We start from the raw sequence: 14,315 nt of genomic DNA on the forward strand, positions 1-14,315 counted from the left end.
AACATCCCACCAAGCGGCATACAAAACCGCCGATTCTACGCTATAGCCTGATTATTTTGCCGGGATCAAACCAATGCATCGTAATAACGGCGGCTCCCGACCTCATCTCGACCGCTCAGAGCGCGCCCCCTTCGCTGGAAAGTAGACGTTATGCCGTGTTCATGGCGCTGCTGTTCCGAGCGCTTCGGCTAACACATCGGTCAAACCTCGCCCGGCGCTGCCGTCCTCATCAAGGCGCGGATTGTAGATGGTGATCTCGAGCCCGACTGCCTTGCCGCTCGCCAAGGCAATCCGGAGCGCAGCCCTTAGCTCGTCCCACGACAATCCGCCCGGCACACGGAAATCGACAGCCGGCATGATGACATCGTCGAGGCAGTCGGCGTCGAGGTGGATGAAGAAGCCATCCAGTTCCTCTCGCGTCAGGTGATCGACCGCTTCGCGCACGGCGGCCTCGATGCCCATCGCGCGTACGGCGGGAAGGTCAATCGTCTTGAGCTCTTTAGGGAGCGGCTGGCTTCCGTACTCCTCCTGATCCTTATGATCGCGATACGCGAACGCGACAGCGTCTTCAGGGCGGACCAGAGGACCGCGACCTTCGATGTCGGTCAGGAGCGATGGGCCGTAACCGGTGACCAGCGCGAGGTCCATCGAGGCGCCCTCACCATTGGGTTCCGCCTCGGGCTGGAAGAAATCGGCGTTGCCGTCGATGAAGAACAGGCCATAGCGGCCGCGCCGTCGAAACGCGAGCATCGAGCCCAGCACGATCGTGCAATCGCCCCCCAGCACCACCGGAAACTCGCCTGCGTCAAGCAGCGCTTCCACAGCGTCGGCGAGCTTGGGCGACCACGCTGCAATTGCCCTGACATTCAAGGTGCCTGTCTCGGGATCGGGTGCCGGATCCTTCTGAGGCACTGCCAGCCGCCCGGCACGGCGCGCATGGATGCGCTCCGCAATACCGAGGTCCAGGAGTTGGTCGGGCAAGCGCTCCACACCATCCGTCGCCAGGCCCAGCGTGGAGGGGGCTTCGACAATTGCATAGGGAATGGTCGGCATCGGCGCCTCCCGTTAGCGACTATTTTGCTGCGTAAGTCACAGCCTCGATTTTGTGACCGTCTGGATCGCGGACGAACGCCCCATAGTAGTTGGCATCGTAATTCGGTCGCAGCCCTGGCCCACCATCGTCACTGCCACCTTGCTTTAATGCTGCTGCGTGAAATCGAACGGCCCTCGGATCACAACGACCTTCCCTTCCGATATCGTTCCTTAACGGCAGCTTCCGGTCATTGTTCCGTCAGAGCCGCCCGTCATTTATCCACCACCAAACCATGCAGATGCTCAAGCGATGCAGATGCCTTGGAACCCTAACCCTGAAAAGCGCTTTATCTACACACATGGACACGCGCGTCAAACATTGCAGGATCCAGATCGGACAGGTGGACACTTTCTACCGAGAGGCCGGACCAGAACGCGCGCCCGTCGTTCTCCTGCCGCACGGCTATCCCTGTTCATCCTATGAATTTCGCAATCTGATGCCGAGACTAGCCGACAAATGGCGGCTGATTGCTCCTGACTATCCTGGGTTCGGCTACAGCGGTACACCCGATGACTTCGACTATAGCTTCGACGGCTATGCCATGTGGCTCGACCAGTTCGTGACGCAGCTAAAGATCGAGCGCTTCGTGATCTACCTTCATGATTTCGGCTCGCCGATCGGGGTTAGGCTGGCGATAATGCGGCCTGAGAGGGTTGTGGCCCAGATCATTCAGAACGGTGACATACCTTATGAAGATGCGCTTGGCCCGAAGTATGCCGATATCGAGAAATCCTGGTCGCTACCCGATCAAGAGATGCGTGCGGCGATGAGAAAGGCTGTCACTGAAGAAAACTTCCGCGACGAGTTCTTAAATGATGTACGTGCAGATTTGGTTGGATTCATCGCGCCGGACCTTTGGCAATTGCACTGGTCGCTGATGACCGAGCGGCGGAGGGACGCCGCCGCAGACATTCTGTTTGGCCTCAAGGCGAACCGCCAATGGTTTCCTCAGCACCGCCGATATCTTCAACAGCACAAGCCGCCGACATTGATCGTGTGGGGGCCACAAGATCATTACATGCCCGAAGAGTCAGCGCGAGTCTATCTACGCGACCTGCCAGATGCCGAGCTGCATCTCCTGGATGGCGGCCATTGGCTGCTGGAAACCAACCTCGATGAGGTTATTTCGCTTATGCGATCATTTCTCGAACGGATCGAGTCCTGACCGGCAACGGCAGCTATCTGCTTTTTATCGTCAAAAGCTGCCTGTCCGCTTCCCACGCAACTTGAGCCATTTGCTCATATATCTATTTCGGAGAACCATAGAGGGAATAGAGTAGATATAGTTCTCCGTTTCATCCTTCTCGTTCCGCCGCGGCTTATTTAGGTGAGGACGGGACTTTGCGCGACAGGCGCTGCGACAATTTTAGCCGCGGTGGCAATCAGCAGGTCGCAAGCGTCAGCGGCCGCTTTCCGATGATTGAAGGCCACGTGGTAGGACATCAGCATCGGCTCGCCGAGTTCGACGATGCGCACCCGGTCGGCGATCGGCATGGCGCTGACCCGGCCGAGGAAGGAGACATAGCCGTGATTGGCGACGAGATCGACGATGACCGGCAGAGAATCCGCCGCGGTGATGTCTCGGTCACGGAGGCGGCGATGCAGGGTGCGGTCGTAGCCGAAGGTCATGGCGGCATGGCCGATGCCGGTGCGCGGGCTTGGCGTGCAGATCGGATGGCTGGCGACGAGCTCCGCGGCGGTTGCTTCAGCGCTGTCGAGCGGGGCGATCGCCACCATATCGGTGCGCAGCAATTCGCGATGACGAAAGCTTTCCAGGCCGAAGACGGAATCGAGGATCGCGACGTCTATGCGCCCGGATTTCAGCGCCTCGCGCAGATCGTCCGCAGTCATCGAGACCAGTGATAAAGCGTTCTTGTTGCGGCCGGCATTCCACTCGGCAACAAGGCTGCCGAGGCAGCGCGCAACCCAGCTTTCCGAGCCCGTGGGGATGATGGCACCGATGCGCAGGGAGCGAGCGGTGCGCTGATAGCGTTCGTCGGCCGCGGATTTCAGTTCGTTCCAGGCGAGGCTGATGGTCGAAAAGACGGTATAGGCGAAACGGCCTTCCTCCGTCAGAGCCGAGCCCTGGGCCTGACGCTCGAAGAGCCTGCCCCCGAAGAATTTCTCAAGATTGGCAATCTGCAATGAAAGCTGCGGCTGACCAAGGCGCAGGCGGCGAGCCGCGCGATTGATGCTGCCTTGATCGGCAACCTCCAGATAACGCTCCATGGTGACGAGCTTGACGGGGATGCGGGCGGCCCATTGTCCGTAAGCGTCCGGTTCACGATGACCAAGCTTTTCGCCAAGCTGCCCTGTTGCAGCAAGGATCGGCGCCAATCCCTCCAGAACCCTGCCTCCGGCAAGCAGAATGACCAGCTCGCCCGAGGAACGTTCGGCGAGTTTCAGGGCAAGCTCCGTCTCCAGATTATCGATCGCTGCCGACACGGTCGAGACGGAGATGTTGAAGCGACGCGCCGTTTCGCGCATCGAGCCTGAGGACAGGACCTGGCTTGCGATGAAGAGGGCGCCGAGATGCAAGGCTTTCTCCGGAAACTACTGAAAAGGCGGAGGATATGACGTGTTCGTGAAAAAAGATATCCCTGCCCATAGAGGTGCAGGCTATCGTTCCCTCAATAAGAAATCCGGGCGGCGAAAGAACCGATCAAAAGCACCGGAAACACCGTGGAAACACGCAAGGGGACAAAAACAAATCGCGCCGGCCTTGGAAAAGGGAATGCAATTCCGCGCACGGACCTGCATTCGCCGCCATAATCGCGCCGCGAGAGCGAATACTGGAGGGGGACTGCATCGATTTTTCGGTGATGCACACTATTTCCATGACGCACGTATTTCCGGCATGATGGCCTCTGGCTTGCCTGCCGGCAGGAATTGGTGCGCGCTAGCTTCGCGTCCGGGGCTTTCGCGACGTTTAACGGTGTTCAACCAAGGGGATAATCATGCTGAAGAAATTCGCACTTGCCGTTTCGCTTGCCGCCTTTGCGGCCGGCGCGGCTCACGCCGCAGACGTCGTCGTTTCATCGAAGATCGACACGGAAGGCACGCTGCTCGGCAACGTCATCGCACTCGCACTGGAAGCCAACGGCATCAAGACGCAGGACCGTATCGCACTAGGCGCAACTCCTGTCGTACGCAAGGCGATCACCGCTGGCGAAATCGACATCTACCCGGAATATACCGGCAATGCCGGTTTCTTCTTCAACAAGGCCGATGATGCTGCGTGGAAGAACCTCGAGCAGGGTTATCAGGAAGCCAAGAAGCTCGATTACGACGCCAACAAGATTGTCTGGCTGACGCCCTCGCCGGCCAACAACACCTGGGCGCTTGCGGTGCGCAACGACGTTGCCGGTCCGAACAACCTCAAGACTATGTCCGACTTCGGCAAGTGGGTTTCGGGCGGCGGTGCCGCCAAGCTTGCGGCATCAGCCGAATTCGTGAATTCGGCCGGCGCCCTGCCCGCCTTCCAGACCACCTATGGCTTCACGCTGAAGCCGGATCAGGAAGTCGTGCTTTCGGGCGGCGACACGGCTGCGACGATCAAGGCTGCGGCCGACCAGACCAACGGCGTCAACACCGCCATGGTCTACGGCACCGATGGTGCGATCCAGGCTGCCGAGCTGACGGTTCTTGAAGACGACAAGAGCGTGCAGCAGGTCTATGCGCCGACCCCGATCATCCGCGAGGCCGTGCTGCAGGCAAACCCGAAGATCCAGGAAATCCTTACTCCGATCTTCCAGAGCCTGACGGCAGACGAGCTGCGCAAGCTCAATGCCAAGATCCAGGTCGATGGCGAGCCGGCGAAGTCCGTTGCCGAAGCCTATCTGAAGGAAAAAGGTTTCCTGAAGTAATTGCCTGATGCCCCGCTCAGTTCACGGGCGGGGCACTCTCCGGACAGGGTTGGATCGATGGAAGAAACCTTAGCGGTCCGCAAGCTGGACCGGCTCGGCGTGGTACTGGTGGCAGGCGGCATTGCGGCGACGGCTCTTCTGCCTTTCATCTACGTGAAGGCAAACCGTATCGCCGCCGGCAAGCCGATGCTGCTGACGCAGCTTCTTCCCCAGACTTCCGTCATCATCCTGCTGGTGCTTCTCGTTGCCACCGCATTGGCAACGCTCTTCCTGCGCAATGCCATCGTCCGGCTCGGGCTCGGCACGCTCTGCCTTGCCGCCCTGATCACAGCGATCGGGCTCACGGCAACGGCCGCGACCCCACCTGGCAGCACCGTGGCGCGCATGACGCCCGGCGGCAGTTTCTGGGTCCTATTCGGGGTCATCGGCCTCATCATTTCAGACGCACTGGTGAAGATTCGGCTGACACCGTGGATGCGGGTGGCGGCGCTCGTCGCCTATGCGGCCCTGCTCGGTATCTGCCTGTCCTCCGGCCTGCTCGATAGCCTGTCGATCCTCAGGGAATTCTCGACGCGCTCGGCGCAGTTCTGGACCGAGGCCTATTCCCATCTGCTTCTGGCCTTCGGCTCGCTTGCAATAGCCATCGTTCTCGGGCTGCCGCTCGGCATCCTCTGTTTCTGGGTGCCCAAGCTGCGCGCCATCGTGCTGCAGACGCTGAGCCTCATCCAGACCATTCCGAGCCTTGCGCTGTTCGGCATACTGATGCTGCCGCTCGGCTATCTCGCCGCGAACGTGCCGCTTGCGGCCGATATCGGCATTCGCGGCATCGGCACGGCGCCGGCGCTGATCGCGCTCGTGCTCTATTCGCTGCTGCCGATCGTCGCCAATACGGTCGTCGGCCTCGAAGGCGTCGATCCCTCGGTGCGCGATGCTGCGGCCGGCATGGGGCTGACGCGCCGGCAGATCCTGACCGGTATCGACCTGCCGCTTGCCTTTCCGGTCATCCTCACTGGCATCCGCATCGTGCTGGTGCAGGCGATCGGCATGGTGACGATCGCCGCGCTGATCGGCGGCGGCGGCTTCGGCATCTTCATCTTCCAGGGGCTTGGCCAGACGGCCATGGACCTCGTCCTGCTCGGCGCCGTGCCGACCGTTTTCTTCGCCTTCTCCTCGGCCGTCATCCTCGATGCGGTCATCGAAAGCATCCAGGGGCCAGCCGCATGAGCATGATCGAAATCAGAAATGTCACCAAGCGCTACGGCTCGGCAACCGTCGTCGACAATGTCTCCATGAGCGTCGAGAAGGGTTCGATCACCGTTATCGTCGGCACGTCGGGTTCGGGCAAATCGACGCTGATGCGGATGATCAACCGGCTGGTGCCGATCACCGAGGGTCAGATCTTCGTCGGCGGACAGAATATCATGGACGTGCCTGCGACCGAGCTTCGACGCAAGATCGGCTATGCCATCCAGGGACACGGCCTGTTTCCGCACCGGACGGTGGCGCAGAATATTGCGACCGTTCCGGAGCTTCTCGGCTGGGATACGGCCCGCATCGGCAGCCGGGTGACGGAACTGCTCGGCCTCTTCAATCTCGACCCCGCAACCTTTGCGGAGAAATACCCGCATCAGCTTTCGGGCGGCCAGCAGCAGCGTGTCGGCGTTGCCCGGGCGCTGGCGGCCGAGCCGGAACTTCTCTTGATGGACGAGCCCTTCGGCGCGCTCGACCCCGTCATCCGCGGCAAGGCGCAGGACGACCTGCTGGCGATCCAGAAACAGTTCGGCACCACGGTCGTCCTCGTCACGCATGACATGGACGAGGCCTTTCATCTCGGCAACCAGATCGCCGTCATGAGTGGCGGCAAGCTGCTGCAATGCTCGACGCCGGAGAAGATCCTGACGGAACCGGCCGATCCCTTCGTGCAGCAATTGACCGGCACATCCGACCGGGCGCTGAAGCTGATGTCGCTGACGCCGTTGAAGGACAGCATGCAGCCCGCAAAACCCGGCCTTCCCTATTCGCTGGCGCAGTCACTCAATCTCCGCGACGCGCTGGCAGAAATGATCTGGCAGGGCGTCGACGAGGCTTCCGTGCAGGATGCGAACAAGGCGCCTGTCGGTTCGATTTCCATGGAGCGGCTGCTCGAACTGGGCCGCAAGGCATGAAGTTTCTCGTCGCCAACCTGTTTCGCGCGCTGGCGCTGGTGGTGCTGCTCATCCTGATTTTCAGGACCGAGTGGCTCTCCTTCATGCTGGTTCCGCTGACCAACAACAATGCGCCGCCGGTCTATACGCAGAACAGCCTCGCTTCGCTGGCGCTCGGGCACCTGGAACTCGTCCTCATTTCCATTGTCGGCAGTGCGGTGCTTGCCGTGCTCGGCGGCATCTTCGTCACCCGGCCGAGCGGGGCCGATTTCCTGCCGCTGTCGCGGGCGATCGCCAATGCCGGCCAGACCTTTCCACCCGTCGCGGTGCTTGCGCTTGCCGTTCCCGCCACCGGCTTCGGTGCTGCGCCGACGCTGATTGCGCTCTTTCTCTACGGTCTGCTGCCGATCTTCGAAAACACGGTCGCCGGCCTCAAGCAGGTGTCGCCGCAGGTACTGGATGCTGCCGACGGCATGGGCATGAACGGGACGCAGCGGCTCTTCAAGGTCGAGTTGCCGCTCGCATTGCCGCTGATCCTCGAAGGGTTGAAGGTCGCAACCGTCATCAATATCGGCACGGCGACGATCGGCTCGACGGTTGCGGCAAAGGGTCTCGGCGAGGTCATCATCGCCGGCCTGATCTCCGACAATACCGCCTTCATTCTGCAAGGTGGCCTGATCGTCGGCCTGATGGCGGTGCTGATCTATGATGTCGTCGGCATGCTGGAAGGCGCGATCACGCGCAGAATGGGCTTGCGTCCGGCTTGAGAGGACGGCTACCAAGGCTGCCGGAGATATCAGCGATTGGGAGACCGCCTTGGCCAAGATGATCCATTCCATGATCCGCGTGTTGGACGAGGCGCGCTCGGTCGATTTCTACAGCAAGGTCTTCGGGCTTAAGGTTGCCGACCGCGTCGATTTCGAGACCTTCACGCTGATCTATATGAGCAATGAAGAGACCGGTTTCGAGCTGGAGCTGACTGTTAACAAGGGCCGTATAGAGCCCTATAACCTCGGCGATGCCTATGGGCATCTGGCTGTTTCCGTTCAGGAAGTGCAGGTCGAGCACAAGCGGTTGACGGATCTCGGCCTCAACCCCGGCAAGCTCGTGGAACTCAACCGCGACGGCAAGCTGTTCGGGCTGTTCTTCTTCATCACCGATCCTGACGGCTACAAGATCGAAGTGCTGCAGCGCTACGGCCGTTTTCAATAAAAGATAAGAGGCTGACATGATCGTAGGGAGAGATCTCCATAACGGCTGGACGCTTTCCTGTAACGATACAGGAAGAACCAGTCTGCCCGTTTCGATTCCGGCAACGGTGCCTGGCTGCGTGCATCTCGACCTGCTCGCAAACCGGCTGATCCCCGATCCCTATCTCGATATCAATGAGATCACCAATGACTGGATCGGCAAGACGGAATGGGTCTACCGGCTGGACTTCGAGGCCGAGCCCGATGCGGGCCAGGTGCAGGAACTGGTCTTCGACGGTATCGATACGATCGCGACAATCCGCCTGAATGGCGGGGAGATCGGCCGCACCTTCAACATGCATCGCACCTATCGCTTCGATGTTTCGTCTCTCCTGCGGGCAGGCACGAACGAACTCAGCATCACCTTCCATTCCGCCTATGCCTATGGCGCGGAGATGGAGAAACATTACGGCTACCGGCCCAACAATTATCCGGGGCCGGGCAATCTGATGCGGAAGATGGCCTGCAATTTCGGCTGGGACTGGGGTCCGACGCTTGTCACGGCCGGGCTCTGGAAGCCGGTGCGGCTGGAAAGCTGGGATCGGGCGCGGCTTGCCGCTACAAGGGTTTCGGCGGCGCTTGCGGGCGGCGATGGGCTGGTCAGGGTGCATGCGCGGCTCGCAAGAGACGGTGAGGCCGGGCCAACGAAACTCACGGCCGAAATCGGCGGCGTGACGCAGACGGTCACGGTCGAAGCGGATGCCGATGAGGTTTCCTTCGAGGTTCGCGTGCCCTCGCCGCAGCTCTGGTGGCCGCATCATCTTGGCGCGCAGCCGCTCTATCCGCTGGAGATCCGGCTGGAAGACGAGAGGGGCGATATCCTCGACAGCTACTCGAAGCAGATCGGCTTCCGGTCGCTGCGGCTCGATACTTCGCCGGATGCGCATGGCTCGGCCTTTACCTTCGTCATCAACGACGTGCCGATCTTTGCCTGTGGCGCCAACTGGATACCGGATGATTGCTTTCCCTCGCGCGTGACGGCGAAGCGCTATGCGGCGCGGATCGAGGAGGCGAAGGCCGCAAACATCAATCTGTTGCGCGTCTGGGGCGGCGGCATCTTCGAGCGGGACGAATTCTACGAGGCCTGCGACCGGGCCGGCATGCTCGTGTGGCAGGATTTCCTCTTTGCCTGCGCCTCCTGTCCGGAGGAAGAGCCGCTGCGCAGCGAGATCGTCGCCGAGGTGCGGGACAATGTGGTGCGGCTGATGCCGCATGCATCGCTCGTCATCTGGAACGGCAATAACGAGAATATCTGGGGCTTTGACGAGTGGGGCTGGCGGCCGATCATCAAGGACGGTGTCAGCTGGGGGCTCGGCTACTATCTCGATGTGCTGCCGGCGCTTTGCACCGAACTCGACCCTGATCGGCCCTATTATCCGGGCAGCCCCTATTCCGGCTCCATGGAGATCGAGCCGAATGACGACGCGCATGGCTGCAAGCATATCTGGGATGTCTGGAACGACGTCGGCTACGAGGTTTATCGCAACTATATTCCGCGCTTCTGCTCCGAGTTCGGCTGGCAGGCGCCGCCGGCCTGGGCGACGCTTCAGGAAAGTGTGCATGACGAACCGCTGACGCCGGAATCGCACGGCGTTTTCCACCATCAGAAGGCGACGCAGGGCAATGACAAGCTCATCAAGGGCCTTGCCGGACACCTGCCCGTGCCGCAGACGATGGACGACTGGCATTTTGCGACGCAACTCAATCAGGCCCGTGCCATCCGCTTTGCAGTCGAGCACATGCGCTCGCATCGCGATATCTGCAAAGGCGCCGTCGTCTGGCAGTTCAACGATTGCTGGCCGGTCACCTCCTGGGCCGCGCTCGATTCTGCCGGCCGGCGCAAGCCGCTCTGGTATGCGATGCAACAGGCCTTCCATCCCCGCCTCCTGACGATCCAGCCGCGTGGTGAGGGCCTTTCCGCGGTCGCGGTCAATGAGCAGACACTGTTCTGGCGCTCGAAGATCAGCGGCAAGCGTATGCGGCTTGATGGTACGATGCTGGCGGAATTCGAATTCTGGCGGCTGCTCTGCGACCGGTTCGAAGCGAAGGAATTCCCTTTGCCAGAGGATATCGCAACGCCCGGTTCGGCAGATGAGGAAGTCATCGTCGTCCAGATGCTGGACAAGCGTGCCTTCCATTATTTCGTTGAGGATATCGACCTGAAGCTTCCCTCGCCGGAACTCTCCATATCCCTGATAAGATCGTCAGGTGGCTGTGACATCACGGTGACTGCGCGGAGCTTTCTGAAGGATCTCTGCCTGATGGCCGATCGGCTCGACCCCGCGGCCGTCGTGGATTCCATGCTGGTGACGCTCATGCCCGGTGAAAGCCATGTCTTCCACGTCACAACCGATAAACATCTGACGATCGAGGACATTGCGGTCGGGCCGGTCCTGCGCTGTGCCAACGATCTCGTCAGCTCAAACTGAAAGGGCAACCTGAAAGGCCCCGCGGGGCCTCTTCCGGACTTCAGATGCGTTACCCCCTCGCGATAGCCGTTCTAGGTTTTGTCGGCCCTTTCCTGCCTGGCTATCAGCGCGGCCAAGTCCTCCTTCAACCGCACCGGCAAATCCATGCGCTCGTGAAGAATGCTCATGATACCAAGATCGCCGTCTTCCAACTCACGGAAGAAGATGTAGTGACGTTCGTAATGGCTGAAGTAGGCTTCGCGCCTGATATCTGGTGGAGTGCTAAGCCTTTGCGGCAAACGTCGCCAGAGGAGGCGGCTGGCGCAAAGCCGCTCCAAGTGAGCGTGGAGGCCGCGAATGTAGGTGTCCGCCTGCACCTCGCTCCATGCGCTGCTGGTATCCTGCCATATCTTATCCTGTGCTGCATCAGCGCGCGGATAGAACCGATAGCGCGCCATGCTCAGCGGCGCTTGTTGCGGCGGATAACGTCCTCAGCCGACACGGCGACGAATTCGCTATCATCGGCACGCATGGCCGGAGCGAGTTCCTTTTGCAAGGCCTCCCATGCTTCATCCCGAGTCTGCAAGTCGTTGCGGATCAACGCGCGAATATATTCGCTGGCGTTTTCATACAGCCCCCCTTCGCCGATCTGCTGCTGAATGTGGTCTTGGAGCTGCCCGCTGACCTTCACGTGAATGCTACCGGATGCCATTGGCATATACCCTTTCGTTCTTCTTATACTGTGGGTAGCGTAGCAGATATTGTCAATATTCATCACGCAACAGGCGTCCGGCCCCGCCTCAATTATACGACGGCTGTGTCGATTGGGCGGGGAGCGGGCCGGACATAGCGCTTGGCATTCTCGCGTGCGTTCCCCAGTAAGGTACGGGGCTTCCTGAAGTATTTCTGCCTGATGGCGGATCGGCTCGACTCTGTGGCGGTGGCGGGTTCAATGCTGGTGACGCTCATGCCCGGTGAAAGCCATGTCTTCCACGTCACGACCAAGATAAACATCTGACGATCGAAGACATTGCGGTCGGGCCGGTCCTGCGCTGCGCCAACGATCTCGTGAGCGCAAACTGAAAGGCCCCGCTCTTGCGGGGCCTCTTCCGGCTCGTCCTCGCGGGCGACGTTACATCCAGTAGGGCGGCACGCCATAATAATCATACACGCGGCGGCCATTATCGTTGTACCAGGTGTCATCGTCATCCGCGTAGCTCGGTGCGCCTTCGATCTGCTCCTTGGTGAGATCGATGCGGTAACCGTCCAGCTGGGTATCGTAGGTCAGCTTTTCCCACGGCAGCGGATAGTGATCACTCCCAATGCCGAGGAAGCCGCCGAAACTCAGAACAGCGTAAGCAACGCGGCCGTCCTGCTTCCCGAGGATGAGGCGCTCGATGGAACCGATGTGCCTGCCATCGGCGCCGTAGACGCGGGTGCCTTCAACCCGGTCGCTGGCGATCAGCGTCGGGGTATCCTTCACGTCAGGGTCGCGTCTGGTGGCGTCAGTATCCTGATTCAGCATTGTGCACCTCCTTGTCGTTTCCTCGTGGTTCTTCCACATCGAGAAAACGTGCCCTATGCCTCAAAGTTCCCTGCCGCATGCCGTTCATATGCGACACTCGCGATATTGACGTTTACGTTAAGGTTATTGTAGCCTCAATCCGCTTGAACCGCTCGAGCAATGGCATAAGCTGCCTTGACGGAGGATGGAGGATCTTCCGATCGACAGGGGTCATCCGGTTTCGGCGGCCGAATGGGAGAGAGACACGATGAACAGTATTTCCGTCCACCCTGGTGGTGCGAAACCGGAAAAACCATGGCTTGCCACCTATCCGGACATCGTTCCGGCTGAGATCCCCCCTCTGGAATTCGCATCGCTTCCCGATCTTCTGGAAAAGAACTGTGCCCGTTTTGCCGATCGCAAAGCCTTTTCCAGCATGGGCAAGACGATGACCTATCGCGAGCTCGAAGTGCAAACCCGCAAGGTAGCGGCCTGGCTGCAAAGTGCAGGCCTGCAGAAAGGCGACCGCGTCGCCGTGATGATGCCGAACGTGTTGCAGAATCCCGTCGCGGTCTATGGCATCCTGCGCGCCGGACTTGTCGTCGTGAACGTCAACCCGCTCTATACGCCGCGCGAGCTCGAGCACCAGCTCAACGATTCCGGCGCCAAGGCGATCTTCGTTCTGGAAAACTTCGCGCGCACCGTCGAACAGGTCATCAACAAGACGGATCTTCGCCATGTCGTCGTCACCTCTCTCGGCGAAATGCTTGGGCCCAAGGGGCATATCGTCAATTTCGTCGTCCGCCGGGTGAAGAAGCTCGTTCCTTCCTGGTCTATTCCTCAACACAAAAGTTTCATGCAGGTGCTATCGGCGGGGGCGAACAGGACGCTTGCCCCTGTCGCGCTTACCGGCAGGGACATTGCCTTCCTGCAATATACGGGCGGGACGACAGGCATTGCCAAGGGTGCGATGCTGACGCATCAGAACCTGCTCGCCAACAAGATGCAGCTGCAGCTCTGGCTGAAATCCGCCTTCGACAAAAAGAAGCAGCCTGAAGTCCTGAACTTCCTCTGCGCGCTGCCGCTCTATCACATCTTCGCACTGACGGTGAATTCGCTGATGGGCATGTCGCTCGGCGCCCATAATGTGCTGATTGCCAATCCGCGCGACATTCCAGGGCTGGTGAAGGAATTCCAGAAGTCGAACATCCATATCTTCCCCGGCCTCAACACGCTGTTCAACGCGCTGCTCAACAATGCCGATTTCGCCAAGCTCGATTTCTCCTCGCTCGTCATGTCGCTCGGCGGCGGAATGGCCGTGCAGCGGCCGGTGGCGGAACGCTGGCTGAAGGTGACGGGCTCGCATGTCACCGAGGGCTATGGTCTCTCCGAGACGTCACCTGTTGCGACCGCCAATCGCTTTGATTCACCCGAATTCACCGGATCGATTGGCCTTCCCATCCCCTCGACGGAGCTCGACATCAGAGACGAGGCCGGCAATTCGCTGCCGCTTGGCGAGATCGGCGAGATCTGCATCCGCGGCCCGCAGGTCATGGCCGGATACTGGAACAAGCCGGAAGAGACAGCCCGGGTGATGACGCCGGATGGCTATTTCCGCACCGGCGACATGGGCTTCATGGATGAGCGCGGCTATACCAAGATCGTCGACCGCAAGAAGGACATGATCCTCGTCTCCGGTTTCAACGTCTATCCGAACGAAATCGAGGAAGTGGCCGCCATGCATCCCGGCATCCTGGAGGCGGCTGCGATCGGCGTGCCGGACGGGCATTCCGGCGAGGCGGTCAAGCTCTTCGTCGTGCGCAAGGATCCTGCTCTTACCGAAGCCGATGTGAAGGCCCATTGTGTGGCCAATCTCACCAACTACAAACGACCGCGCTTCATCGAATTCCGCACCGAGCTGCCGAAGAGCCCCGTCGGCAAGATCCTGCGCAAGGACCTGCGCGGCTGAATTTGACGGTCTCGTGAAATTGAGGGCCATCCGCTTGTCGCGGGTGGCTTTTTTCATATTTGGTCAGATGGCTGAACTTGA

At 60.2% G+C, this 14,315-nt stretch carries 14 protein-coding genes and 1 pseudogene; 9 read left to right on the top strand and 6 right to left on the bottom strand.

Annotation, left to right across the window (positions count from 1 at the left end):
- Positions 1-159: 159 nt before the first annotated feature.
- Positions 160-1,053: an arginase family protein gene (locus H4W29_RS06990; protein ID WP_192728277.1), complete on the bottom strand. Its 894-nt coding sequence runs from the start codon at positions 1,051-1,053 to the stop codon at positions 160-162.
- A gap of 19 nt (positions 1,054-1,072) precedes the next feature.
- A pseudogene (locus H4W29_RS34300) lies at positions 1,073-1,216 on the bottom strand (VOC family protein); the annotation flags it as partial.
- A 175-nt stretch (positions 1,217-1,391) separates the two neighbouring features.
- On the opposite strand from H4W29_RS34300, the gene H4W29_RS06995 reads away from it, so the two are divergent.
- A complete protein-coding gene (locus tag H4W29_RS06995; RefSeq protein WP_192728278.1) occupies positions 1,392-2,258 on the top strand; it encodes an alpha/beta fold hydrolase in 867 nt (288 codons plus the stop codon).
- Between the two features lie 158 nt (positions 2,259-2,416).
- Here the strand turns inward: H4W29_RS06995 and H4W29_RS07000 are convergent, their stop codons facing one another.
- Positions 2,417-3,631 carry a LysR family transcriptional regulator gene (locus tag H4W29_RS07000; protein WP_192728279.1) on the bottom strand — a complete coding sequence of 405 codons (1,215 nt, stop codon included), beginning with the start codon at positions 3,629-3,631 and terminating at the stop codon, positions 2,417-2,419.
- Between the two features lie 419 nt (positions 3,632-4,050).
- On the opposite strand from H4W29_RS07000, the gene osmF reads away from it, so the two are divergent.
- From osmF to H4W29_RS07030, 6 genes are read left to right on the top strand one after another with little or no spacing between them, the layout of a single operon-like run.
- Positions 4,051-4,959 carry a glycine betaine ABC transporter substrate-binding protein OsmF gene (gene osmF, locus H4W29_RS07005; RefSeq protein WP_192728280.1) on the top strand — a complete coding sequence of 303 codons (909 nt, stop codon included), beginning with the start codon at positions 4,051-4,053 and terminating at the stop codon, positions 4,957-4,959.
- A 57-nt stretch (positions 4,960-5,016) separates the two neighbouring features.
- Positions 5,017-6,183 carry an ABC transporter permease gene (locus H4W29_RS07010; protein ID WP_192728281.1) on the top strand — a complete coding sequence of 389 codons (1,167 nt, stop codon included), beginning with the start codon at positions 5,017-5,019 and terminating at the stop codon, positions 6,181-6,183.
- Positions 6,180-7,124: an ABC transporter ATP-binding protein gene (locus H4W29_RS07015; protein ID WP_192728282.1), complete on the top strand. Its 945-nt coding sequence runs from the start codon at positions 6,180-6,182 to the stop codon at positions 7,122-7,124. Before H4W29_RS07010 ends, H4W29_RS07015 begins: the two co-directional genes overlap by 4 nt.
- Positions 7,121-7,870, top strand: a complete 750-nt coding sequence (locus tag H4W29_RS07020; protein ID WP_192728283.1) for an ABC transporter permease — start codon at positions 7,121-7,123, stop codon at positions 7,868-7,870. Before H4W29_RS07015 ends, H4W29_RS07020 begins: the two co-directional genes overlap by 4 nt.
- 49 nt (positions 7,871-7,919) lie before the next feature.
- A complete protein-coding gene (locus tag H4W29_RS07025; protein WP_192728284.1) occupies positions 7,920-8,315 on the top strand; it encodes a VOC family protein in 396 nt (131 codons plus the stop codon).
- Positions 8,316-8,331: 16 nt separating this feature from the next.
- A complete protein-coding gene (locus tag H4W29_RS07030) occupies positions 8,332-10,782 on the top strand; it encodes a glycoside hydrolase family 2 protein (protein WP_192728285.1) in 2,451 nt (816 codons plus the stop codon).
- A gap of 71 nt (positions 10,783-10,853) precedes the next feature.
- Here the strand turns inward: H4W29_RS07030 and H4W29_RS07035 are convergent, their stop codons facing one another.
- The gene (locus H4W29_RS07035; RefSeq protein ID WP_192728286.1) at positions 10,854-11,219 is read right to left on the bottom strand and encodes a type II toxin-antitoxin system RelE/ParE family toxin; all 366 of its coding nucleotides are present in this window, start codon (positions 11,217-11,219) and stop codon (positions 10,854-10,856) included.
- A gap of 2 nt (positions 11,220-11,221) precedes the next feature.
- Positions 11,222-11,473, bottom strand: a complete 252-nt coding sequence (locus tag H4W29_RS07040) for a ribbon-helix-helix domain-containing protein (protein ID WP_192728287.1) — start codon at positions 11,471-11,473, stop codon at positions 11,222-11,224.
- 141 nt (positions 11,474-11,614) lie between these two features.
- Here H4W29_RS07040 and H4W29_RS07045 point away from each other — a divergent pair, with 141 nt between their 5' ends.
- On the top strand, positions 11,615-11,779 hold the full coding sequence (locus H4W29_RS07045) for a hypothetical protein (RefSeq protein WP_192728288.1): 165 nt from the start codon (positions 11,615-11,617) through the stop codon (positions 11,777-11,779).
- A 114-nt stretch (positions 11,780-11,893) separates the two neighbouring features.
- On the opposite strand, the gene H4W29_RS07050 is transcribed toward H4W29_RS07045, so the two are convergent.
- Positions 11,894-12,286 carry a PRC-barrel domain-containing protein gene (locus tag H4W29_RS07050; protein WP_192728289.1) on the bottom strand — a complete coding sequence of 131 codons (393 nt, stop codon included), beginning with the start codon at positions 12,284-12,286 and terminating at the stop codon, positions 11,894-11,896.
- A gap of 247 nt (positions 12,287-12,533) precedes the next feature.
- On the opposite strand from H4W29_RS07050, the gene H4W29_RS07055 reads away from it, so the two are divergent.
- Positions 12,534-14,234, top strand: coding sequence for a long-chain fatty acid--CoA ligase (locus H4W29_RS07055; RefSeq protein ID WP_192728290.1), 1,701 nt, complete (start codon positions 12,534-12,536; stop codon positions 14,232-14,234).
- The last annotated feature ends 81 nt before the right edge of the window (positions 14,235-14,315 follow it).

This window comes from Rhizobium viscosum (assembly GCF_014873945.1).
In the GTDB taxonomy this organism is placed as follows: Bacteria; Pseudomonadota; Alphaproteobacteria; order Rhizobiales; family Rhizobiaceae; genus Rhizobium; species Rhizobium viscosum.

What these genes read in the sequence shown, in the direction of transcription:
- H4W29_RS06990 (WP_192728277.1), bottom strand. Translation starts at nt 1,053, where the DNA reads ATGCCGACCATTCCCTATGCAATTGTCGAAGCCCCCTCCACGCTGGGC.
- H4W29_RS06995 (WP_192728278.1), top strand. Translation starts at nt 1,392, where the DNA reads ATGGACACGCGCGTCAAACATTGCAGGATCCAGATCGGACAGGTGGAC.
- osmF (WP_192728280.1), top strand. Translation starts at nt 4,051, where the DNA reads ATGCTGAAGAAATTCGCACTTGCCGTTTCGCTTGCCGCCTTTGCGGCC.
- H4W29_RS07010 (WP_192728281.1), top strand. Translation starts at nt 5,017, where the DNA reads ATGGAAGAAACCTTAGCGGTCCGCAAGCTGGACCGGCTCGGCGTGGTA.
- H4W29_RS07015 (WP_192728282.1), top strand. Translation starts at nt 6,180, where the DNA reads ATGAGCATGATCGAAATCAGAAATGTCACCAAGCGCTACGGCTCGGCA.
- H4W29_RS07020 (WP_192728283.1), top strand. Translation starts at nt 7,121, where the DNA reads ATGAAGTTTCTCGTCGCCAACCTGTTTCGCGCGCTGGCGCTGGTGGTG.
- H4W29_RS07030 (WP_192728285.1), top strand. Translation starts at nt 8,332, where the DNA reads ATGATCGTAGGGAGAGATCTCCATAACGGCTGGACGCTTTCCTGTAAC.
- H4W29_RS07035 (WP_192728286.1), bottom strand. Translation starts at nt 11,219, where the DNA reads ATGGCGCGCTATCGGTTCTATCCGCGCGCTGATGCAGCACAGGATAAG.
- H4W29_RS07040 (WP_192728287.1), bottom strand. Translation starts at nt 11,473, where the DNA reads ATGGCATCCGGTAGCATTCACGTGAAGGTCAGCGGGCAGCTCCAAGAC.
- H4W29_RS07050 (WP_192728289.1), bottom strand. Translation starts at nt 12,286, where the DNA reads ATGCTGAATCAGGATACTGACGCCACCAGACGCGACCCTGACGTGAAG.
- H4W29_RS07055 (WP_192728290.1), top strand. Translation starts at nt 12,534, where the DNA reads ATGAACAGTATTTCCGTCCACCCTGGTGGTGCGAAACCGGAAAAACCA.